The organism is Dellaglioa sp. CoH-57-MRSF-22 (assembly GCF_056781895.1).
Genome location: NZ_JBXAXT010000004.1, coordinates 81,992 through 105,752, shown reverse-complemented (window position 1 = coordinate 105,752; position 23,761 = coordinate 81,992). Strand labels below are relative to the sequence as shown.

Below are 23,761 nucleotides of genomic sequence, written 5' to 3'. Positions count from 1 at the left end.
TAAATTTAATTGGCACAATGGATTGCAAATATGAAGGATTAATTCAAATATTTGGTACAATGTAATAGACAAATGAGGAGGCACAATGATATGAAACTAGATGCAATCGGATTACAAATTCAGGAAGAAAAGCTCGCACCTCTACTTAGAAAATCGTTGATAGGATTAGAGCGAGAAACTCAAAGAGTGAAGAATACGGGAGTGCTGAGTTCAACTGATCATCCTGAATCATTAGGAGATAGATTTAAACATCCTTATATAAAAACAGATTTTGGCGAATCACAAATGGAATTTATCACGCCACCAATTGAGGGGGCTGATAATGTTATTAACTATCTAGATGCCATTCAACAAGTCGCAACACAAGAATTGGATAGTGATGAACAGTTATGGCCATTGAGTTCAATTCCTAAATTACCAGTGGATGAATCTAAAGTAAGAATAGCGCATCCAGATGAATTAGGATTTATATACCGAAATAAATTAGCAGAAAAGTATGGAAAAAAACGTCAACTTTTTACGTCTGTACATCTTAATTTTAGCTTTCCAGAAAAAGTAATTCAGATTTTATTTGATTCTGAGTTTCATAGTTATTTTAATTCTTATATAGAATTTCATAATTACGTCTATTTAAAAATTGGACGCAAATTTATGGAAAAGAGTTGGCTTACAACTTACTTGTTTGGAGCAACACCAATTGTTGAAAGTACTAATTATAATGCTTGTCATCCGGTTAGAAGTGTTAGAAACAGTGAATTTGGCTATACCAATATTGATAGTTCAGTTCAAGCTTCTTATCGATCAATTAACTCATACGTTACGTCACTTAATAAGATGGTCCAGAATGGTAAATTGTTATCATTTTCTGAATATTATGGAGATGTACAATTTAAATCAGCTACTAAAAAGGAAGATACATTAATTTCATCTGGTGTTAATTATATTGAACTCCGTGGATTTGATGTTGATCCATTTTCTCGTGTTGGTATTCAAGGTGACACAATTAAGTTTATTCAATTATTAGCGGCTTACTTTCTAATGACGCCAGATATGGCAGAAAATGAAGTTGATGATATTATATTTAAAGCGAAACAATTAAAAAATGAGGTGGCAATAGAAGACCCTAAAACAACCTCGATTGTTAAAAATGCTGCAATAAAACTGCTGAACGAATTAATTTTATTTAATGATAATTTTTATCTAGATAAAAATTTAGAGGATACATTAGTTCAATTTAAATTACAATTTGAACGACCTGAATTGAGTCTGAGTGCAAGGATAGTTGATGAAGATATTAATAAATCGTTGGCTGATTTTGCAATGGAACAAGCAAAATCTAATAAGATAAAGTATCAGTCACAGTTAAGTTCATTGATTGGCTTTAACTGTTACTCGAAAAATACGCAGCTTATTTTAGCAGCGTTGATAAAAAGAGGGTCTTATTTTGATCTTGTTGACAGTGATTTGGACGTCATACGGGTGAACGGACATCTTCTGCAAAATGGGGTAATTTCTGATTTAGATACCAGTGTTTTAAACAAAATTGCATATGACAAGCAAACAACTAAAAAAATATTGGGCAACCTTGATATTAAAGTTCCTAGTAGTATTAATGTACACACTTTAGATGAAGCTATGAACTATTATGCAGATGTAGTCAACAAAGCATTAGTTATTAAGCCAAGATTCATAAAGAGCAGTCAAGCAACACATGTATTTCGAGTGGCTCCGACGTTAAGCGAGTATAAAGAAGCCGTTAAACGTATCTTATCAATTGATACACAAGTTTTAATTGAAGAAATTACTGTTGGGTCAGTCTATCGATTTATGATTGTAGGTGGCCATGTAAAGGGTATTGTTGAAAGATTACCAGTTAGTGTAGTTGGCGATGGACGAAAGACGTTGGCACAGTTAATTACAATAAAAAATGCACAAGTAGAACGTACTAGTCAAGGTCCATGGTATCCGCTTAAATTGTCAGAAGTTGAACATCAAACAATAGCATCACAAGGTATTACTGAATCAACTGTTATTTCAAGAGGGTCTGAAGCAATCATTAGATATGATAGTAATTTTTATTCGGGTGCAAATCAAAATGAAGTTAGCAATCAAATGGACGAATCATATATAGCGTTAATTGAAGGTTATGCAAAACGTTTAAAAATGACGATGGGGGCAGTTGATGTGGTTATTCCTAACTTGTATATAGCATATGACTATAGACATAGGGATGCTTTAACCGTTCTTTCAATTGAAACGGCTCCTGATTTATCGATAAATTCGTTTCCTAATTTTGGAGATAACCAGCCTATTGCTAATGAAATAGTAAAGATTTTAGAAACCAAATAAAAAACTTAAACTACACTTAATATAAAAGTGTTAGTTTAAGTTTTTATGCTAATCGAATAAATTTTCAAAAAATGATTTTTTCTTTTCTGGCGTTTCAACTTGTATAATTGGATATTTTTCATTAATATCAATAACAGATTCATTAATCGCATTTTTTTCAGAAGCGACAACTAGCCCCATAATTTCAACCCCATCAGGAGTATCATTATTTGATGTTAATGTAAATTTAACATCATGCTTATGCGTTAAGGTGATGTATGGGGCTAATATATTCTGATCAATTGTACCATTAAGTAGAACATGATAGTCGGGATGTTCAAGTAGTTCTTTTTCAAATCCAGCCATATTTTTAGATGCTGTTACCTCAGCAACAGTCATTGCTAGGCTGACCCGCTCTCTAAATGTCCCTAAGTACTTTCTTTGTTCATCGGGATGAAGTTGAGGTGTTCCGTAAAGGCCAGATTGAAGATGTGGATCTAAGTTATTTTCAGTCATGGAGTTGACCACCTTTCAGTAAGTTATGAATTTAGCATACCATGTTTGATACAAAAGGAGAGAGCGAAATGTTTATAAAAGATGATTTTTTAATTTTTAAAGATCAAACATTAGACGGACGATTAAAAAAAATAAAGACAATTATTGATCCCAAATTCGAAAAGGTGGGAGCTGAACTACTACCTTTTTTAGAAGAACAATTAGGAATTAAAATGTATTTGCACATTGCAAAACATGCTAGAAGATCAAAAAATCCACCGCCTGATACTTGGATGGCTTTTAGCGAGAATAAACGTGGCTATAAAATGATGCCACATTTTGAAATTGGTTATTGGGATGATCGGTTATTTATCTGGTTATCTGCATTAGCAGATATTAAAGACAAAAGCTTGTATGAAGAGGGCGTTTCTGAATCAATAATAATGATTCAGAAACTAGAAGATACTTTCGTGTGGTCAGTGGATCATACAAATAAAGAGACGGGTACTTTAGCAAACACAATAACACTTACTGATAGTCAAAAGTGGAGTAGTGTACAAACTAAAGAACTATTGATTGGACAGAATTTAGCTATTGAAGATGAGTTTTTTAGCTTAAATGAATATAAACAACTAAACGACTTGAAAAATACATTACTGCCACTAATTGAAATCTATAAAATATGGACAAAAAAAACATCTCATTAAGAATGAGATGTTTTTTAATTTGAAATTATAATTTGTTGTAGTATTCAACGATAAGTGATTCGTCGATATCTGCTTCAAGTTCTTCACGTTCTGGTAAACGAGTTAATGAACCCTCTAATTTATCAGCATCAAATTGTACGAATTGTGGACGGCCAACTAATGCTTCCATTGCGTCTTTAACAATTTGTAAACTCTTTGATTTTTCACGTAATGAGATTACTTGACCGATTTCAACTGCGTATGAAGGAATATCAACGCGGTTGCCATCAACAGTAATGTGACCATGGTTTACCAATTGACGAGCTTGGCGACGAGTAGAAGCCAAACCTAAACGATAAACAACGTTGTCTAAACGACCTTCAAGTAAGATCATGAAGTTAACACCATGTTTACCTTCGCGAATTGTACCAGCTTTAATAAATAAGTTAGCAAATTGACGTTCTGATAAACCGTACATCATACGAAGTTTTTGTTTTTCTCGTAATTGTAAACCATATTCTGATAATTTACGGCGATTGTTTTGACCATGATCACCGGGTGCATAAGGACGACGAGCTAATTCTTTACCAGTACCTGTTAAAGAAAGACCTAATCGACGTGAAACTTTCCAACTTGGGCCAGTATAACGTGACATATATAAATTCCTCCAATATTTGTTTTGGAGTAAAATAATCCTTTGTGAACTTAGTATTCGTGCAGTTTGTTTTGCAATGTTCACCTTTGCAGCTGAAAGGGTACTAATTGAACCAAGACAATTGGGCAACAAACTGTTGACGAGCTTACCGTCCACCGCTGCATTATTTTACACAAGACTCATCATACTGTCTTTTTAAACTAATGTCAATTTGTTTTCACGTTTGTTTACATAATAAAAAGAATGTATATAATTAATAACATTAATTTCTATAAATAATAGATAAAAGCTAGTGAACGCTTTAAAGGTCTATGATATAATGATTAGAAGCATAAAATTTGAATGTGAAAAGTAAATATAAATTTTAGTAAGCTAAAGGCGGGATTAGGATATGACACAGATTTTTGTTGGAATAATAGTAGTAGCCATTATTATCTATGCAACAGCGTTTTTTCTTCAGAAACGCAATGAAAAAAAATTCGAAACATTTCGTGATCAAGTAAAGGTTATTGCTCATTCTGAAGTTGAACAACAGCTTCAGTTAACGAAGGATTTGGGGTTAACAGGTGAAAGTCTTAAAACATTTTCAGCATTACAATCAGACTTTAAAGAAGTGCAAAATGCAAAATTGCCTAAAATTTCGACACAAATTAATGAAGCATATGAAGCAAACTCGAAATATCAATTTCTTTCTAACCGTCAATTAGCGGCAGAAATAGAAGTAAAATTAATTTCAAGTGAAAAAACACTTAAAGGGATTGAAAAAGCATTAACGTCGTTGAAAGAAAGTGATGAAAGTAATCATCAAGCTGTTGATTCACTTGAAAAAAAATATCAGGATTTACGTAAAACATTATTATCAAAGAACTTTTCGTATGGACCTAGTATCGATAAACTTGAGGATAAACTAACTGGTCTTGAAGATGATTTTGACCGTTTTTCAACATTAACGAGTGCTGGAGATCATGATACGGCTGAAAAAGTTTTAAGTAAGTTAAGAGAAGATACAACTTCGTTAGAAAAGATTCTTGATGAGATTCCACCACTATATAAAAGTTTGAAGAACGAATTTCCAGATCAACTTGCTGAATTACAATCTGGTTACATGAAATTAACGGATGAAAATTATAATTTTCCAGTGGGGGATGACATCCCTAAACAAATAGACGAAATTCAAACACGTGTTGACGAAACATTACTTAAATTAGAGAACCTAGAAGTAGCGTCAACAATTGTTGCAGTTAATGACATGGCTAATCAAATTGATTATTTATATGATGTTATGGAAAAAGAGTTGGCCGCAAAAGATAAGATAGAAAAGCAAGAAGAAAGTTATCGTAAATTCATTGATCATGCTGAAAAACAAAGTCAAATGCTTTTAGTTGAATTAGATAGATTGGGTCAAAATTATGAATTAAGTCATAATGAATTAGAAGACGCGCAAAAATTAAATCAACAAATTAGGGACATTGATGCACAACATGATACTGATAAAGCGGTTATTGATTCTGGTGAAGCAATTTATAGCGAGATGGCTGAGCGAGTTGAACAAAACTCTAAGTTGTTAGAAAAAATTGAATCTGAACAACAAAAAATTGATGCTAGTATTCAGGATTTACGTAGCAATGAAAAAAAGGCCAGCGCAACAATTCAAAGATTTGATATTGAATTACATCAAATTAAAAGACAAGTTGAACAGGTTAATCTTCCAGGACTACCTAATGATTACTTAGATTTTTTCTATGTTGTTAGTGATGAAATTGAAGAAGTTGAAGTAGCAATTGGTAAATTAAGAATTAACATTGAAAAAATTGCAAAACAAATTATCGATATTGAAGCAGATCTTGAAAGTTTAGAAGATAAGACACACGATCTTATTGATAGTGCATCGTTATCTGAGAGTTTACTACAATATGCGAATAGATTTAGAAATTCGAATGAAGAGATTGCAATTGCATTTGAAAAGGCAAAGCAATTATTTAATAATGATTTTAATTATGCAGCTAGTTTGGAAACAATTGCGACTGCATTAGATAAAGTAGAGCCTGGTTCATATAAAAAAATAGAGAAACAATATTATGATAATATGGAAGACAGCTTTGAAATTGAATAGTAACTATATTAAGTGGGGACTAGGGCATTAATTTGTTCAGTCGCCACTTTTATATTCTATAAAGAAACACCAGGGATGAATAAAAAGTGTCAATCTGGTACGAAGTATATTATAATGAGAAAAGTATTTTTCAGAAAAGAAGGTAACTAATGATTTATTTTGATAATAGCGCAACAACAAAAATAACGCCCGAAGTTTTAGATACATATAATAAAGTTAGTGACCAAGTATGGGGTAATCCATCTAGCCTAAATAACTTAGGTGAGATAGCTCATAATTTATTAGAGCAGTCACGCCAACAGATCGCAAGCTTATTAAATGTATTTGAAGATGAAATATTATTTACTGGAAGTGGAACTGAAGGTGACAATTGGGTAATTAAAGGAACGGCTATGGCAAAAATGAACCATGGTAAGCACTTAATTACGACAACCGTTGAGCATCCTGCTGTTATGAATACAATGGCTCAGCTGGAACAGCTTGGTTTTGAGGTTACCTATTTGCCAGTTGATGATGAGGGGCGAATTAGTATTGATGATTTAAAGGCTGCTTTGAGATCTGATACTATTTTAGTTTCAGTTATGGCAGTTAATAATGAAATTGGAACCATTCAGCCTTTAGTTGAAATTGGGGACGTACTAAAAGATTATCCAACAGTTCATTTTCATGTGGATGCTGTTCAAGCCATTGGTAAAGGTGTGCAAGAAGCTTTTATGAGTGACAGAGTAGATTTTGTAACGTTCTCTGGGCATAAATTTCATGCGCCACGTGGAGTAGGGTTTATTTACAGTAAAAGAGGTCGTCACATTGAACCACTTCTTACAGGTGGTGGACAAGAACATAACTTACGTAGCGGAACTGAAAATGTACCTGCAATTGCTAGCATGGCAAGAGCATTGCGATTATTATTAACAGATGAAACTAAGATGGTGATGAAACAAAAAGCTGTTAAAGAATTAGTTTTCAACCATATTAGTAAGTTTGATAAGATTACAACTTTTTCAAAATTACAATCAAATTTTGCGCCACATATATTGTGTTTTGCAATTGAGGGTGTTCGTGGCGAATCAATTGTTCATGCATTTGAAAGTGAAGGAATATATATTTCAACTACAAGTGCTTGTTCATCAAAGAAAAATCAAGCATCTGGCACATTATTAGCAATGAATGTGCCAGAACCGCTTGCTAAATCAGCCGTTCGAATCAGTTTTGATGGAAATAATACGCTAGAAGAAGCAAAAGAATTTAATCGTATTTTTGATATTTTGTATCATAAATTTGAAAAAATTAATTCTAAATAATGAGAGGATGTCGACATGCAATATACAGAGATAATGGTTCGTTATGGCGAACTATCAACAAAAGGAAAAAATAAGAGGAACTTTATTGATCGCCTAGGAACAAACGTTCGAAATAGTTTACATGGTTTTGATGATTTAGTTGTTAAAGCAAATCGTGATCGGATGCACATTAATTTAAACGGTGACGACAGCGAATTAGTTATGCAACGTTTATCACAGGTTTTTGGGATTCAAAATTTTTCACCTGCAATTCGCGTTGAACAAGATATGGATTTAGTTAAAGAAACAGCTGTAGCAATGATTAGTGAGCAATTTGTTGAAGGGACAACATTTAAAGTTAACACACGTCGTTCTGATCATGATTTTGAATTAGATACTAATGAGTTGAATGACGAACTAGGTGGCTGGATTTTAGATCACGTGCCTGGCATTACTGTTAAAATGAAACAGCCTGATATTATTTTACGTGTTGAAGTTCGTTCAAATGGGATTTTCTTATCTTCTGAAACGCGTCAGGGTGCTGGTGGTTTACCCGTTGGTACTGCTGGTAAAGGGATGTTAATGTTATCAGGTGGAATTGATTCGCCTGTTGCAGGGTACCTTGGTATGAAACGTGGTGTTTCAATGGAGATGGTTCATTTCTTCAGTCCACCATATACAAGTGAACAAGCTTTAGCTAAGGCTAAAGAACTAACAGTTAAATTGACACCTTATGTTGGAACGATTCAATTTATTGAAGTTCCTTTTACTGAGATTCAAGAGCAAATTAAACATGATGTACCAGAACCATATTTAATGACCATAACACGTCGTTTCATGTTACGTTTAACTGAAAAAATTGCCGAATTACGTGGTGGATTAGCAATCTTTAATGGAGAATCATTAGGCCAAGTTGCTTCTCAAACACTTGAAAGCATGGTTGCAATTAATGACGTTACAACAATGCCAATTATTCGACCAGTCGTTTCAATGGATAAAAATGAAATTATTGATGTTGCTAAAAAAATTGATACATTTGAACTTTCAATTAAACCATTTGAAGATTGTTGTACAATTTTTGCCCCACCAGCACCTAAAACAAAGCCTCGTTTAGACCGTTCAAGGGAATTTGAAGCTCGTTTGGATATCGATGGCTTAATGGAACGTGCATTGGCAGGTGTCAAGGTTAGCAAGATTCGTGTTGGCGAAGAATATTTAAATGAAAATAGTGAATTATTCGCAGAATTACTATAGTAGCACTTTAAAAGATTAGACAAATCGGTCTAATCTTTTTTTGTCCAATCAAATAAGTCGCTTCTTAAACAGTAATTGAGTAAGATAGAGATAAATAAAGAAAGGGTGGTCAATTATGAAAGTAACTCGTCATGGTAGTGAAATGGATACAGTTGGGGAAGCACCAAAAGTAGGGGAAGTTTTTCCTACAGTTAATGCGTACGATGAAAATGATCAAGTTGTAACATTACCTAAAAGTACAGGTAAAAAATTAGTATTAAGTGTTGTTCCAAGTATTACGACAAGTGTTTGCAGTATAGAAACAAAACGTTTTAATATGGAAGCAGATAATTTTAGAGATATCGAATTTATTACCGTATCTGATGATTCAAAAGAAGATCAAAAAAATTGGTGTGCCGCTGAGGGTGTAAACAATTTACAATTGCTTCATGCAGATAAGGGGAATTTTGCGAAAGTTACTGGATTAGATGTTCCGGAATTTGGTCATATGGCTCGAATGGTTTTCATTTTAGATGAAACTGGACATGTTATTTATGAAGAACTGGTTACGGAAATCTCAAATGAGCCAGACTACGCTAAACTACTTGAAGAATTAAAAAAATAAAATATTGACGATTTTCAGAATAAACGCTAAAATGTGACTACAGACAAAGAATGAGAACACCAGTCATTTCAGAGATAAAATGCTAGGCTGAAACATTTTAATTAGACATTATGGTGGTAGCTCAGGAGTCGTTATTCTGAAATTAAGTAGGAATAACCGGACATTATTGTTCGTTAAAAAGTAATTAAGAGGGGTTAAAACCCAATTTAGGTGGTACCACGGCACTGTCGTCCTAAAACAGAAATGTTTTTTGATGACGGTGTTTTTTTATGCCTAAAATAAAATTGATAGATGAAAAGGAGAACTCATGACAAAAGAAGTTGAATTATCAACAAAATATGATCCAAGTCAGGTTGAACCTGGCCGTTATGAAGAATGGTTGAAAAAAGATTTATTTAAACCTAATGCTAATCCAGAAGCAAAACCTTATTCAATCGTTATTCCACCGCCTAATGTTACTGGTAAATTACATTTAGGCCATGCTTGGGATACAACATTACAAGATATTTTAATTAGACAAAAAAGAATGCAAGGCTTTGATACGCTTTGGTTACCAGGAATGGACCATGCTGGAATTGCAACACAAGCAAAGGTTGAAGCTAAACTAGCTGAACAAGGTGTGACGCGTTATGATTTAGGCCGTGAGAAATTTGTACAACAAGTTTGGGATTGGAAAGATGAATACGCTGATGTTATTCATAAGCAATGGGCTAAAATGGGATTATCACTCGATTATAGTCGTGAACGTTTCACATTAGATGACGGCTTGTCAGATGCCGTAAAAAAAGTCTTTGTTAATTTATATAATAAAGGATTAATCTATCGTGGCGAATACATTATTAATTGGGATCCTAAAGCAAGAACCGCTTTATCAGATATTGAAGTCATTCATCAAGATGATGAAGGTGCTTTTTATCATGTTAAATATCCATTCGCTGATGGTTCTGGATTTATTGAAATAGCGACAACACGTCCAGAAACGATGATGGGCGATGTCGCTGTTGCTGTTCACCCTGATGATGATCGTTACAAAGATATTGTTGGTAAAAAAGTCATTCTACCACTTGTTAACAAAGAAATTCCTATTATTACAGATCATTATGTTGATATGGCATTTGGGACAGGGATGGTTAAAATAACACCTGCTCATGATCCTAATGACTTTGAAGTAGGTAATCGCCATGACTTACCTCGTATTAATACAATGAATGAAGATGCAACAATGAACGAAAATGCTGGTAAATATGTTGGCATGGACCGTTTTGAAGCACGTAAAGCAATTGTTAAAGATCTTGAAGCTGAGGACTTAATGATTAAGATTGATCCAATTACACATAGTGTTGGTCATTCTGAAAGAACTGGCGTTCAAGTTGAGGCCCGTTTATCAACACAATGGTTTGTTAAAATGAAACCACTCGCAGAAGAAGCTTTGAAATTCCAACAAGGGGATGACAAAGTTGGATTCGTCCCAGAACGATTTGAAAATACATTTACACAGTGGATGGAAAATGTTCATGATTGGGTTATTTCACGTCAATTATGGTGGGGACATCAAATCCCAGCTTGGTATCATAAAGAAACTGGCGAAATGTACGTTGGTGAGGTTGCACCAACTGATATCGAAAATTGGGAACAAGATAATGATGTCTTAGATACGTGGTTTTCAAGTGCTTTATGGCCATTTTCAACAATGGGTTGGCCAAATACTGATGCACCTGATTTTAAACGTTATTTCCCAACTAATACGCTTGTCACAGGATATGATATTATCTTCTTCTGGGTATCACGAATGATTTTCCAAAGCTTAGAATTTACAGATGAACGTCCATTTGAACACGTTTTGATTCATGGATTAATTCGTGATGAGAATGGCCGTAAAATGAGTAAATCACTTGGTAATGGGATTGATCCAATGGACGTTATTCAAAAGTATGGAGCAGATGCACTTCGTTGGTTCCTATCTAATGGATCTGCACCAGGACAAGATGTTCGTTTTAGTTACACTAAAATGGATGCTTCTTGGAACTTTATTAATAAAATTTGGAATGCTAGTCGATTTGTTATTATGAATTTAGATGGTGTGGATAAAATTGAATTACCAGCTAAATCAGAATGGCAGCTTGCTGACAAATGGATATTAAGCCGATTAAATACAACTGTTTCTGAAGTTACACGCTTATTTGATGTCTTTGAATTTGGTGAAGCTGGTCGTGCTCTATACAATTTCATCTGGAATGACTTCTGTGATTGGTATATTGAAATGAGTAAAGAAAATCTTAATGGTGAAGATCTGACAGTTAAGCAAAATACACAACAAATTTTGGCTTATGTTTTAGATCAAACATTGAAATTGCTTCATCCAATTATTCCATTTGTAACTGAAGAACTTTGGTTAACAATGCCTCATGAAGGGGAATCAATTGTTGTTGCAGATTACCCAGTGGTTCATCCAGAATTTGAAGATGAACAATCAGTTATTGATATGAACAATTTAATTGAATTAATTCGTGCTGTTAGAAATAATCGTGCAGAAGTAAATGCACCTATGTCCAGTGCAGTTGATTTATTGATTAAAACAACTGATGAAAAAACAAAGATTATTTTTGAAGACAATCAAGAATTTATTCAACGATTCTGTCATCCTAAGGAACTTCAAATCAGTTCAAATGTTGTTGCTCCTAAGCTAGCAATGACGTCTGTAATTACGGGAGCAGAGATTTATATGCCACTTGCTGAACTAATTGATTTGAATGACGAAATTGTTCGTTTGGAAAAAGAAGTTAAAAAACTTGATGTTGAAGTTGTGCGTGGAACTAAAAAATTAGGCAATGAAAAGTTTGTTGCTAGTGCACCTGAGGCAGTAGTTACAAAAGAAAAAGAAAAATTAGCAGATTACCAAATTAAATTAACAGCAACTAAGGAAAGAATTTCTGATTTAAAAGCAGAAGTTTAATCTAACAAAATAGACTTATTTCGGGTACAATATACCTGAGATAAGTCTATTTTTTTTAGAAAGCGGGACGGAAAATTGATCACAACTTACGAAGAGGCACTCAATTTTATTCATGGGCGAACAAAATTTAAAAAAAGTCCATCTTTGAATAGAATGCGAGCATTTATGGAACGCTTAGATAACCCACAAGGTAATATCGCGATGATTCATGTTGCTGGAACGAATGGAAAGGGCTCAACAGTTGCATTTTTACGTGAATTATTAATTGCACAAGGGTTGAATGTAGGAACTTATACTTCACCATTCATTGTTAAATTTAATGAACGTATTTCCTTAAATGGACAGATGATTGATGATACCGCCCTTTTACATTTAGTAAATGTCGTGAAACCAGTTGTTGATCGAATGGATATTGAACTAGCCGATTTTGAGGGGGGACCAACTGAATTCGAAATTATTACTGCAATGATGTTTGTATACTTTGGCAGCATAAATCCTGTAGATATTGTAGTTGTTGAAACGGGCTTAGGCGGGAAGTATGATTCAACTAATATTATTGATCCAATTATTTCAGTTATTACAACAATTGGTCTAGATCATATGAAAATATTAGGTAATACAATTGAAAAGATAGCGCAACAAAAAGCAGGTATCATTAAACGTAATCGGCCTATTATCGTTGGTAGAGTAACTGATGAAGTCTTTAGCGTGATTAATAATGAGGCTAAATTAAAAAATAGTCCTATTTTTCGATTAGGAGTGGATTTTAATGCTAAATCTGAGGGAACAAAATCATCATGGGAAGAAATTTTAACGTATACGTCGAATAAATTGAATATTAAACAACTTTCTGTGCCATTATTAGGTGAATTTCAAGATGAAAATGCAGCAACAGCAATTGCTACTTTTGAGAAGGTTGCTGAAATTCAGGGATGGGCCATTAGTCCTAAATCAATTAGGCAAGGTATTTCAGAGACACGATGGCCAGGACGTTTTGAAAAAGTAAATGATGAACCGTTAGTTATTTTAGACGGTGCGCACAATAGCGCAGCAGTGGATCGGATTACGCAGTTGCTTAAAACGCATTTTCAAGATAAAGAAATCACAATTATTTTTGCAGTACTAGCGGATAAGCAAGGCAAACAAATGCTGGAAAAATTAGCTGCAGTTCCTCATGTACGAGTTATACTAACTCAATTTTCAGGGCCACGTCTAGTAAGCAAAATAGATGATTTCAACGTTAATAAGTTTGATAATGTCTCCATTCAAGAAAGTTGGAAAGAGGCATTAGTTCAAAGTGTTGGCGAAATGTCTTCTGATGATTTATTACTTGTGACAGGATCGTTGTACTTTATTTCGGAGGTTCGTAGTTATTTTGTATCAGAATAATTTAAATAAGTGAATTTCTCGTATTTAATAAAAAATAGGAGGAATCACCATGTCACTTATTTCTAGTTGCTCAAATGAATATCTACTGGAACAAATCCAAAAGTATCAATGTGATAATTTATCAGATAAAGAGCTTTTGACGGTTGTTTTTAGTTTATTATTAACGAACCCTAATGATGTTGGAAAGTGTGTTAATAATTTTTCTTCACGTTACCAATCTTTAAGCCAACTAAAAAAATGTTGTTTAAAAGATTATCAGTTATTGATGGATGGGAATAATCAGTCTACAGCATTACAATTACAAGCTATTGTTACACTGGGAACACGAATCAACAGTGAACCTCATTTTATTTGTGGACAAATCTGTTCAAGTCATGATGCTGGGGTTAGAATGGTTGCTGAGTTAGGTGGATTAAACCAAGAGTTTTTAATTGGATTATTCTTGGATACAAAAAATCAAATTGTAAAACAAGAGACATTGTTCATTGGAACTTTGAATTCAGCAACGGTCCATCCAAGAGATATTTTTGCAGTTGCATTAAAATATGGTGCAGCTAAAATTATATTGGTCCATAATCATCCGAGTGGGCATGTGACACCATCTAAGAATGATATTATTTTCTCTAAAAGAGTTGAAAAATGTGGTATTCTTATGGGAATTGAGCTGTTAGATCATATTATTTCGGGTAATACTAAATATCTTAGTATGAAAGAAGAGGGCGTCCTTTGATTATCAAGGGTGCTCTCTTGTTCTATGAAATTAGATATGATAAACTTAATAAGATTATGGATTCAAAATTAATTACCTTATAATAATTTAAGATAAACTTAATAAAAATTAGTAAATATTGAATGAAATCTCACTTTTGATTATGATATAATGTAAATACTACGAATAAAAGCGCCTAGAAGGCTGACGATGAAGGGAAGAAAGACTGTGTTTGGATTTGGAACAAAGAATATAGGAATTGATTTAGGAACAGCTAATACAATCGTGTATGTTGAGGGAAAAGGTATTGTTTTACGTGAACCTTCAGTCGTCGCTAAAAATGTTAAAACTGATGAAATTGTTTCTGTTGGAGAAGATGCTCGTGCAATGATCGGTCGTACACCAAGTAGCATTGTGGCTATTCGCCCAATGAAAGACGGTGTAATTGCTGATTATGACACAACAGTTGCTATGATGAAATATTACATTCAAAAAGCTTTAGGTAAATCTGCAGGTAAACCTTATGTAATGGTATGTGTTCCTAGTGGCGTTACAGAAGTTGAAAAACGTGCCGTTATTGATGCAACTCGTGTTGCCGGTGCGCGTGACGCCTACGTTATTGAAGAACCATTTGCTGCAGCAGTCGGCGCTGGATTACCAGTGATGGATCCAACGGGTAATATGGTTGTTGATATCGGTGGTGGAACAACAGATGTTGCTACAATTTCATTAGGTGGTATTGTTTCAAGCCGTTCTATCAGAATGGCTGGCGATAAATTGGATGAATCAATTGTGTCATATATTCGTCAAAACTTTAATTTATTGATTGGTGAAAGAACAGCTGAACAATTAAAAATGGACGTTGCATCTGCATCAGTTAAAGATGCTGCATCAATTGAAGATACAACTATCAGAGGACGTGATTTGATTACGGGTCTTCCTAAAACAGTTACTGTAAAAGCAACTGATATTGCAGTTGCTATTCAAGAATCTATTGCTGAAATCATTACTGCTATTAAGGAAACATTGGAAGAAACTTCTCCAGAAATTGCTGCTGATGTGATTGACCATGGTATTGTATTAACAGGTGGTGGTGCATTATTAAAAAACCTATCAGAAGTTATTTCTGAAGTTACAAAAGTGCCTGTTTTTATTGCTAATGAACCACTCGACTGTGTTGCAATTGGTACAGGTGAATCATTAAAAAGTATCGACGTCATGAAGAAAAGATAGATTTTAAAAATCACATAAGCTAAAAATGAAGAGGTTGGTGGTTTATTTATCCAGCCTCTTAATTTTTTAGTTAATTATAAGGTAAGTGGAGGATAGCGAACATGCAGAAATTTTTTTCAAATAGAAGACTAATCATCATTTTAATAGCCATTATTGTGAGTTTTAGTTTAATTTCATTTTCAGTTTCCGTTAGAAATAAAAAATCAACACCACCGCTCATTCAAGAATTTGGTAATGATGTTGTTGGTCTATTTGATAGAGCAGTTAGTTATCCTGCAAATGGCTTAAAAAGTTCAGTTATTGGTATTTCTGATCTTTTAAATACATATCAAGAAAATCAAAAATTAAAAAAACAAGTTGATAAATTAGCACAAGTTCAAGTGGAATCAGACACTGTTAAAAATGAGAATAAACAGCTGAAAAAGGAATTAAAATTGGACAGTACATTGACTGATTATACTTCAATTAATGCATCTGTTTTAACGCGATTACCTTCTGGTTGGCTAAATCAACTTGTGATAAGTAAAGGTAGTGCGTCTGGTGTTAAAAAGAACGCACCAGTGATGGCTGGTTCTGGATTGATTGGTCGTGTTATAGAAGTTAATAAAACAAATAGTAAAGTTGAATTAATATCGACTACTAATGATTCTGCTAATAGATTTGCAGTTCAAGTAAATAATTCAAACGATGATATTATTAATGGTTTAATTACTGACTATGATAAAACAGATAATTTATTAATTATGGGTCAAATTACTTCTAAGAAAGCCTTGAAAAAAGGTGATTCTGTTGTCACATCTGGTCTTGGAGGCACAACACCAAAGGGTTTAAATGTTGGTGTTGTGTCTAAAGTTGAGCAAGGTGATTATGGACTTGCTTCTAAAATTTATATCAAACCTGCAGTTGATTTGAGTGACCTAACGGTTGTAACAGTTGCTCAGACGTTGGATTAGAAGGTGAGATTAGATGAGAAATAAAAATAGACAGTATATTTTTCCGTTAGGACTTATTATTTCCTTTTTTTTGGATGGTACAATACAATTTGTTTTTATGGAACAGTTACAATCACAAACGACTATCATGGTTAGTCACCTGTTGTTGTTATGGTTGATAATGGGTATCTTTTACTCAGATAATAAGCATCTTGAATTATGGGCGTTTGGTGTTGGTCTAGCATTTGATAGTTATTATGCCGGTATTTTGGGTATTTATATGATTTTGTTACCATTAATTGTTTATTTAACTAAAATAGCATATCAATATTTCGAACCATCTTTTATTGTGATATTACTCATTTATTTTATTGATTTGGCAGTTTTAGAAGTTTCGTATTATGCAGTCAATGAGATGATTGGATTTGCTAATGAATCTGTAACAACATTCGTTAGTACTTCGTTTGGACCAACTTTAGCTTTTAATCTGGTGGTATTTATTATTTTGTACTATCCAATATCAAAATTAATGAATTTAAGTAACCGATATAATTAAAATTCAGGGGTGAACGTAGATGCAAGGTGTTATTTTAAAAGGTTATAAAGATGGTTATGAAATTATTCTTAAACAGGATTTCGGATTTGATAAAATTTTGGTTGAACTTAGAGAATTATTTAATAATTTAAGTGCTGAAAAAAAGAATGCTGATGAAACGGTTATTTCGTTTGATATTAAAACAGAAAATCGATTGTTTTCAGCAGATGAAAAGCAAAAAATCGAAAAAATTATTTCTGAATACCGTAATTTTAAAGTACACAAAATCGAATCTGAAGTAATGACCATAGAAGATGCTAATATTTTAAAAGAAAATGACAACGTTCATTTATGCTATCTAACAATTCGAAGTGGACAAATAGTTGATTTAAAAGGTGATATTTTATTTTTAGGTAAATTACATCAGGGTGGTCAATTACGAGCTGCTGGTAATATTTTTGTTATGGGTGAAGTTCAAGGTGTCATTCATGCTGGATTTAACAATAATACAGATAGCATTATTGTGGGCGATGTTTCAGCTGCTTCACAAGTACGAATTGGTGAATTAGTTGATATTATAGATGATGAAAAAGTAACAAACAGTCAAGATACTGTAATCTATGTTAATGATTTACATATTATAGATTATGGCAATCGAGATGAATTAAAGTCACTTCGACCAAAATTATTTAATCATGCTGGAGGATATTAAAGATGGGAAAAGCAATTGTTGTAACATCTGGTAAAGGTGGTGTTGGTAAAACAACATCATCTGCAAATATTGGAACTGCATTAGCACTTCTTGAAAAAAAGGTTGTTCTAATGGATTTAGATATTGGTTTGCGTAATTTAGACGTTGTTTTAGGTCTTGATAACCGTATCTTATTTGATATTGTAGACGTAGCTGAGGGTCGTGCACGGTTACACCAAGCACTCATTAAAGATAAGAGATTTAACGAATATTTATACTTATTACCTGCTGCACAAAATACTGATAAATCAGCATTAGTTCCTGAACAAGTAAAAGCAATTGTTGATGAATTAAAAGAAGAGTTTGACTATGTTATTATTGATTGCCCAGCTGGAATTGAGCAAGGTTTTATGAATGCTATTGCTGGTGCAGATATGGCTATTATTGTAACAACGCCTGAAATTTCTGCGGTTCGTGATGCAGATCGCGTGGTAGGTTTATTAGAGCAAAATCCATTATTACAACAACCAAAATTAATTATTAATCGTATCCGTCGTCAAATGATGGAAGATGGTCAAGCAATGGATGTTGATGAGATTACACGTCATTTGTCTATTGATTTATTAGGAATTATTGTTGATGACGATGCTGTTATTAGTACATCAAATCATGGTGAACCAATTGTTTTAGATTCTAAAAATCCAGCTGGATTAGGTTATCGTAATGTAGCACGTCGACTACTAGGGGAAACAGTGCCCTTGATGACAATAAAACAGCCTCAAAAAGGTTTTTGGAAAAAAATGGGTTCATGGTTTAAGAAAGACTAATTCTTGACAATGTTAATGACAGTATGCTAAATTATTATCAATTAAGAAAAACGTTGAACAGAAGATTAAGGCTTAAACAAACTTTTAAAGAGAGTATCGATTGCTGAAAAGATACAGTTCTTAAGTCTGAAACACATCTGCGAGTTGATTTCCTAAACTAGTTAATTAGGGAAGTCCGGGATAAGCCCGTTATAGCTGTAGTTTAATAAACTCGTTAAGATTAAATTTGTGAGAATTTAATGATGTTTGAGGTGGTACCGCGATTCGTCGCCCTCTATAGTCAATAATGACTATAGAGTTTTTTTATACTCATTTTTATTAATCTACATAAGTTATTTTTCGTGAGAAAAATATGAATTTGAGGTGGCACCACGGCTATCGTCCTCTTGAGTCAATTTGATTTGGCTTGAGAGGATTTTTTTATTTAACTAAAGGGAGATAATGTAATGACTTATATATTAGAAATTTTGCCATCATTAATAGATGGTGCTAAATTAACGTTAGAAATATTTTTTTGGACGATCATTGGATCGATTCCACTTGGTTTAATTGTCGGATTAGGATTAATTTCAAAAATAAAACCAATTAAGTATTTTTTGAATTTTTATGTTTGGTTAATGCGAGGAACACCACTGCTACTACAATTAATTTTTGTGTTTTATGGACTACCAACACTACAACAGTTCCATATTCATATTGTATTCGGTCGATACGATGCGGCATTATTTGCATTTATTTTGAATTATGGTGCGTATTTTGCTGAAATATTTAGGGGTGGATTGCAATCGATTCCTAAAGGTCAATATGAAAGTGCAAAGGTATTGCGTCTATCATATTGGCAAACTATTAGGACAATTATTATTCCACAAGTGTTCAAGATCGTTTTACCTTCAATTGGAAATGAAATTATTAATTTAGTTAAAGATTCAAGTTTAGTATATGTTATTGGGTTAGGCGATTTATTAAGAGCCGGTAACGTAGCGACGAGTCGTGATGTAACACTCGTCCCACTATTGATGGTTGGGGCAATCTATCTGTTATTAACAGCTATATTTACACTTGTCTTGAAGAAAATTGAAAAACATTATAGTTATTACAAATAAGGAGTAATTCTATGCTAGAGTTAAAAAATATTAAAAAGTATTATGGAAAACGATTAATTTTAGATGATATTAATTTAACAGTTAATGATGGTGAAATTGTTAGTATTGTTGGTCCATCTGGTGGTGGAAAAACGACTTTATTGAGATGTATTAGTGGGTTAGAATCAATTGATTCTGGAGATATTCTAATTGATGCCTCACCATTTGATCCATATCGTAATAATACGAACGAAAGTGTTATTGGGGTAGTATTCCAGGAATTTCAATTATTCCCTCATCTTTCAGTGTTAGATAATATAACGTTAGCTCCAAAATTAGTTTTAAATCGTAATAAAGTCCAGGCCGAGGAAGAAGCACAAAAATTATTAGATCGCTTATCTCTCGGAAATAAAGGGCATTTATATCCTTACCAACTTTCAGGTGGGCAGAAACAACGAGTTGCAATTGCACGTGCATTAGCGATGAATCCTAAAATCTTGTGTTATGATGAACCAACTTCAGCACTTGATCCAGCACTACGCCAGGAAGTAGAGAATTTAATATTATCGTTGAAAGTAGACGGAATGACTCAAATAATAGTGACACATGATGTACCATTTGCTGAAAATATTGCGGATAAATTATTAAAAGTTAAGCCGCTAGAAGATTAGAGGATAATAAATGAATCAATTAGAAAAAAAAATTGTTTTTACAATATTATTTATGATGATGTTTATAGGATTAGCTGGCTGTAGCAATAGTAGCCAATCAATGAATTCGGTTGATAGTTGGAAATCAATTCAAAAAAAGGGTACCGTTGTTATCGGAATTGATGATAGTTTTGTGCCAATGACATTCAGACAAAAAGATGGTAGTTTAGTAGGATATGATGTTGATTTAGCAAAAAAAGTTTTTGAAAAATATGATATTCAAGTTGATTTCCAAACAATTGATTGGTCTATGAAAGAAACGGAATTAAAAAATGGGACAATTGATTTAATCTGGAATGGGTATACAAAAACAACTGCACGTGCTAAGAATGTTGCTTTCAGTCGTACATATTTAACGAACAAGCAAGTATTAGTAACAAAAAAATCAAGTGAAATTAATTCTTTTTCTGATATGAAACAAAAAATTTTAGGTGTTCAAAGTGGTTCAGCTGGATTTGATAGCTTAAATTTGCATCCAGATATTTTAAAAGATAATATTAAAGATAAAGAACCTGTTCAATATGATTCATTTGATAATGCTTTTATCGATTTAAATGCAGATAGAATTCAAGGACTTTTAATTGATGATGTCTATGCGAACTACTTTATTAAGCATCAGTCGAATTCAAATGCATATAACGTGATAAATGGTAATTTTAAAACTGAAGATTTTGCGGTAGGTATGCGAAAATCTGATACAACAATGCAATTAAAAATTAATAGGGCAATAACAGAGTTGCAAAACAAAGGTTATCTAAAAGAATTAAATCAAAAATGGTTTGGTGAAAATAATAATATTCAAAATAATTAATTTTGGAGGGACTATATGACATATGTAAATATTGGTGTGCTACTTGTTTTTTTATTGAACTTGTTAGCGGCAATTGTGACCGTCTTTAGAGAAAAACGTGATATTGCTGCAACATGGGCATGGCTTCTTGTCTTGATAGGTATACCTATTTTTGGATTTTTAATTTATCTTTTTTTTGGTAAGAAAATTTCAAAAGAAAAAATATTTGATATTAAAACACAGGGTCGTATGGGTGTTGACCAATTAGTAGATCAACAAAAAGAAGAATGGGCCAGAGGAGAATTAACAACAAGCGGTAAATATACTGATGATGTAAACGAAATCATGCATATGTTTTTAGAAATAGAGAAATCTATTTTAACTAAGAAGAATGAGGTTCAGTTATTTATTGATGGGCATGATAAGTTTAAGACGTTATTTCAAGACATTCGTAAAGCTAAACACCATATCCATGTTGAGTATTATGCATTCGAAGATGGGCATATTGGAAATGAACTATTGACGTTACTTGAAATGAAAGCAAATGAAGGTCTTGAAGTTAGAATCATCTATGATGCATTGGGATCAAAGGGAACTACTAAAAAATTCTTCAAACATCTTGAGGAATTGGGCGGTAAAGCAGAAGCCTTTCTGGGTTCACATTTTTCATTTTCAAATCTTCGTTTGAACTTTAGAGATCATAGAAAGATTGTCGTTATTGATGGTAAAATCGGTTACATCGGTGGATTCAATGTCGGTGATCAGTATCTAGGTGAAAGTGAGAAATTTGGTAACTGGCGAGATACACATATTCGCGTATTTGGAAACGCTGTCGGATCACTACAAAGTAGGTTCATTATGGATTGGAATGCAACTGCGAGAAATAATCAGATTAATTACCAGTCAAGTTATTTTCCACAAACTGTTACAAAAGGTAAAGTTAACATGCAAATTGTTTCTAGTGGACCTGATTCAGAAATTGAACAAATAAAAAAAGGTTATATTAAGTTAATTAATTCAGCTAAAAAATATATTTATATTCAAACACCTTATTTAATTCCAGATGATTCTGTTATAGAAGCGTTAGATATTGCGGTATCTTCAGGCGTTCAGGTTAGAATTATGATTCCTTGTATGCCAGATCATGCCTTTGTTTATCGTGCTACACAGTATTATGCGAAAGATCTAACGAATATTGGTGTAGAAATTTATCAATACAACAATGGATTTTTACACGCTAAAACAGTTGTAATTGATGAAATGGTTGCATCCGTTGGTTCAGCTAATTTTGATTTTAGAAGTTTTAAGTTAAACTTTGAAGCGAATGCATTTATTTATGATGTAGGTGTGGCAAGCACACTTAAAACAATTTTTGAAACTGATATGGAACAAAGTAGTCTTTTAACGAAAAGGTATTTTAATGATCAATCACATTGGTTGAAATTTAAGCAACAGTTTTCAAGACTTCTTTCACCGATATTATAGGAATGGAAACGCTTGACGTTTTTCAGGATGTATGCGATATTATTAATCGGAGACCAACACAAAGGGGAGCCGATTAATTTTGGCTGAGAGTGAAGAAATTCAGACCCTTGGAACCTGTTTGTTAATGCAAACGTAGGAATTGTGTGTAGAAGATTAACACCTTCTTTGTGCTTGGTTTACTAAGTCAAAGGAGGTTTTTTTGTTGGAAAGAAAAAAATTATTGATATTACTAGAAGGGGTCGTTATGGCCGCTTTAGCAATGGCGCTATCATTTGTTCCTAATCCGCCAAATATTGATATTGCACTAGGTGTGTTACCTATTGTGGTATACAGTTTACGACGCGGATTAAAAATGGGATTAATTATTGGGTTACTATATGGTATATTACCTATTTTAATTGGAACTGCGTTTGTATTAACGCCGGTTCAGGCTATCTTAGAGTATCCAGTTGCTAATTTGGTACTAGGATTTTCTGGGTTATTCTCTGCTCGTTTTTTAAGTCAGTTGCGTACTAAAAATATGCGTGGTGCCATACAATCACTGACTTTTGCGATTTTAATAGCTGTATTTCTAAAATACAGTGCTCATTTTATGGCTGGTATCATTTTTTGGTCAAAATATGTTCAATGGGGGCTTTCTCCAGTTGTGTACTCAGCAGTTGTCAATGGTGGGAGTATGATTATTAACATGATTATTGCTACCTTGATACTTAGTATCATACTTAAAAAAAGTCCAGGAATCTTCCTAGCTAAATAGAATAGACAGAAAAAGACGGATATAATAATCCGCCTTTTTTTATAAAAAAGGTTCCTAGCTAATTAAGCTGGGAACCTTTAAAATTTTTATTTTTAAATTAAGCGATTGACATAACTGCGGTTAAAACGACACCACCGACTGTTACAAGAATCATTAACCACACGACAAACATTGTGATTTTTTGGAATGTAGATTTCTTTTTCTTCATGTTTTACCCACCCTCTCAAATCTAATAGTGTAACTATAACTTTTT

Annotated in this window: 22 protein-coding genes, 1 riboswitch and 2 other annotated features; of the genes, 19 read left to right on the top strand and 3 right to left on the bottom strand. The window is 33.2% G+C overall.

Going from position 1 to position 23,761, the window contains the following annotated elements:
• The first annotated feature begins 90 nt into the window (after window positions 1-90).
• Entirely contained in the window at window positions 91-2,349 is a 2,259-nt protein-coding gene (gene gshAB / locus AC1RPR_RS05645) for a bifunctional glutamate--cysteine ligase GshA/glutathione synthetase GshB (protein ID WP_481761662.1), read from the top strand.
• A 48-nt stretch (window positions 2,350-2,397) separates the two neighbouring features.
• On the opposite strand, the gene AC1RPR_RS05640 is transcribed toward gshAB, so the two are convergent.
• Window positions 2,398-2,844, bottom strand: a complete 447-nt coding sequence (locus AC1RPR_RS05640; protein WP_481761663.1) for a YueI family protein — start codon at window positions 2,842-2,844, stop codon at window positions 2,398-2,400.
• A gap of 68 nt (window positions 2,845-2,912) precedes the next feature.
• On the opposite strand from AC1RPR_RS05640, the gene AC1RPR_RS05635 reads away from it, so the two are divergent.
• The gene (locus AC1RPR_RS05635; RefSeq protein WP_481761664.1) at window positions 2,913-3,530 is read left to right on the top strand and encodes a DUF1054 family protein; all 618 of its coding nucleotides are present in this window, start codon (window positions 2,913-2,915) and stop codon (window positions 3,528-3,530) included.
• Window positions 3,531-3,555: 25 nt separating this feature from the next.
• Here AC1RPR_RS05635 and rpsD read toward each other — a convergent pair whose 3' ends face one another.
• Window positions 3,556-4,164 carry a 30S ribosomal protein S4 gene (rpsD, locus tag AC1RPR_RS05630; protein ID WP_409022342.1) on the bottom strand — a complete coding sequence of 203 codons (609 nt, stop codon included), beginning with the start codon at window positions 4,162-4,164 and terminating at the stop codon, window positions 3,556-3,558.
• A 391-nt stretch (window positions 4,165-4,555) separates the two neighbouring features.
• On the opposite strand from rpsD, the gene ezrA reads away from it, so the two are divergent.
• From ezrA to thiT, 17 genes are all read left to right on the top strand, one after another.
• Window positions 4,556-6,277, top strand: coding sequence for a septation ring formation regulator EzrA (ezrA, locus tag AC1RPR_RS05625; protein WP_481761665.1), 1,722 nt, complete (start codon window positions 4,556-4,558; stop codon window positions 6,275-6,277).
• Window positions 6,278-6,426: 149 nt separating this feature from the next.
• Window positions 6,427-7,578 carry a cysteine desulfurase family protein gene (locus AC1RPR_RS05620; RefSeq protein ID WP_481761666.1) on the top strand — a complete coding sequence of 384 codons (1,152 nt, stop codon included), beginning with the start codon at window positions 6,427-6,429 and terminating at the stop codon, window positions 7,576-7,578.
• A 15-nt stretch (window positions 7,579-7,593) separates the two neighbouring features.
• Entirely contained in the window at window positions 7,594-8,811 is a 1,218-nt protein-coding gene (gene thiI / locus AC1RPR_RS05615; RefSeq protein WP_409022345.1) for a tRNA uracil 4-sulfurtransferase ThiI, read from the top strand.
• Between the two features lie 115 nt (window positions 8,812-8,926).
• Entirely contained in the window at window positions 8,927-9,415 is a 489-nt protein-coding gene (gene tpx / locus AC1RPR_RS05610; protein ID WP_481761667.1) for a thiol peroxidase, read from the top strand.
• Between the two features lie 37 nt (window positions 9,416-9,452).
• Window positions 9,453-9,653: a binding site (T-box leader), on the top strand.
• Window positions 9,654-9,722: 69 nt separating this feature from the next.
• Window positions 9,723-12,368 carry a valine--tRNA ligase gene (locus tag AC1RPR_RS05605; RefSeq protein ID WP_481761668.1) on the top strand — a complete coding sequence of 882 codons (2,646 nt, stop codon included), beginning with the start codon at window positions 9,723-9,725 and terminating at the stop codon, window positions 12,366-12,368.
• A gap of 75 nt (window positions 12,369-12,443) precedes the next feature.
• Complete coding sequence (locus tag AC1RPR_RS05600; RefSeq protein WP_481761669.1) at window positions 12,444-13,757, top strand: bifunctional folylpolyglutamate synthase/dihydrofolate synthase; 1,314 nt, start codon at window positions 12,444-12,446, stop codon at window positions 13,755-13,757.
• A gap of 49 nt (window positions 13,758-13,806) precedes the next feature.
• Window positions 13,807-14,487, top strand: coding sequence for a RadC family protein (gene radC, locus AC1RPR_RS05595; RefSeq protein ID WP_481761670.1), 681 nt, complete (start codon window positions 13,807-13,809; stop codon window positions 14,485-14,487).
• Window positions 14,488-14,694: 207 nt separating this feature from the next.
• Window positions 14,695-15,699: a rod shape-determining protein gene (locus AC1RPR_RS05590; RefSeq protein WP_409022785.1), complete on the top strand. Its 1,005-nt coding sequence runs from the start codon at window positions 14,695-14,697 to the stop codon at window positions 15,697-15,699.
• A 101-nt stretch (window positions 15,700-15,800) separates the two neighbouring features.
• A complete protein-coding gene (mreC, locus tag AC1RPR_RS05585; RefSeq protein ID WP_481761671.1) occupies window positions 15,801-16,652 on the top strand; it encodes a rod shape-determining protein MreC in 852 nt (283 codons plus the stop codon).
• Window positions 16,653-16,665: 13 nt separating this feature from the next.
• On the top strand, window positions 16,666-17,187 hold the full coding sequence (gene mreD, locus AC1RPR_RS05580; RefSeq protein WP_409022351.1) for a rod shape-determining protein MreD: 522 nt from the start codon (window positions 16,666-16,668) through the stop codon (window positions 17,185-17,187).
• 19 nt (window positions 17,188-17,206) lie between these two features.
• Complete coding sequence (locus AC1RPR_RS05575) at window positions 17,207-17,878, top strand: septum site-determining protein MinC (RefSeq protein ID WP_409022352.1); 672 nt, start codon at window positions 17,207-17,209, stop codon at window positions 17,876-17,878.
• A gap of 2 nt (window positions 17,879-17,880) precedes the next feature.
• Entirely contained in the window at window positions 17,881-18,684 is an 804-nt protein-coding gene (minD, locus tag AC1RPR_RS05570) for a septum site-determining protein MinD (RefSeq protein WP_409022353.1), read from the top strand.
• Window positions 18,685-18,728: 44 nt separating this feature from the next.
• Window positions 18,729-18,962 (top strand) — a binding site (T-box leader).
• A gap of 168 nt (window positions 18,963-19,130) precedes the next feature.
• Window positions 19,131-19,787 carry an amino acid ABC transporter permease gene (locus AC1RPR_RS05565; protein ID WP_409022354.1) on the top strand — a complete coding sequence of 219 codons (657 nt, stop codon included), beginning with the start codon at window positions 19,131-19,133 and terminating at the stop codon, window positions 19,785-19,787.
• A gap of 11 nt (window positions 19,788-19,798) precedes the next feature.
• Window positions 19,799-20,437, top strand: coding sequence for an amino acid ABC transporter ATP-binding protein (locus AC1RPR_RS05560; protein ID WP_409022355.1), 639 nt, complete (start codon window positions 19,799-19,801; stop codon window positions 20,435-20,437).
• Window positions 20,438-20,447: 10 nt separating this feature from the next.
• Complete coding sequence (locus AC1RPR_RS05555) at window positions 20,448-21,287, top strand: amino acid ABC transporter substrate-binding protein (protein ID WP_481761672.1); 840 nt, start codon at window positions 20,448-20,450, stop codon at window positions 21,285-21,287.
• 15 nt (window positions 21,288-21,302) lie between these two features.
• Entirely contained in the window at window positions 21,303-22,751 is a 1,449-nt protein-coding gene (cls, locus tag AC1RPR_RS05550; protein ID WP_481761673.1) for a cardiolipin synthase, read from the top strand.
• Window positions 22,752-22,803: 52 nt separating this feature from the next.
• A riboswitch (TPP riboswitch) is annotated at window positions 22,804-22,907 on the top strand.
• A 46-nt stretch (window positions 22,908-22,953) separates the two neighbouring features.
• Window positions 22,954-23,508 carry an energy-coupled thiamine transporter ThiT gene (thiT, locus tag AC1RPR_RS05545; RefSeq protein ID WP_481761674.1) on the top strand — a complete coding sequence of 185 codons (555 nt, stop codon included), beginning with the start codon at window positions 22,954-22,956 and terminating at the stop codon, window positions 23,506-23,508.
• 97 nt (window positions 23,509-23,605) lie between these two features.
• Here the strand turns inward: thiT and AC1RPR_RS05540 are convergent, their stop codons facing one another.
• The gene (locus AC1RPR_RS05540) at window positions 23,606-23,716 is read right to left on the bottom strand and encodes a DUF4044 domain-containing protein (protein WP_409022359.1); all 111 of its coding nucleotides are present in this window, start codon (window positions 23,714-23,716) and stop codon (window positions 23,606-23,608) included.
• Window positions 23,717-23,761 lie beyond the last annotated feature (45 nt).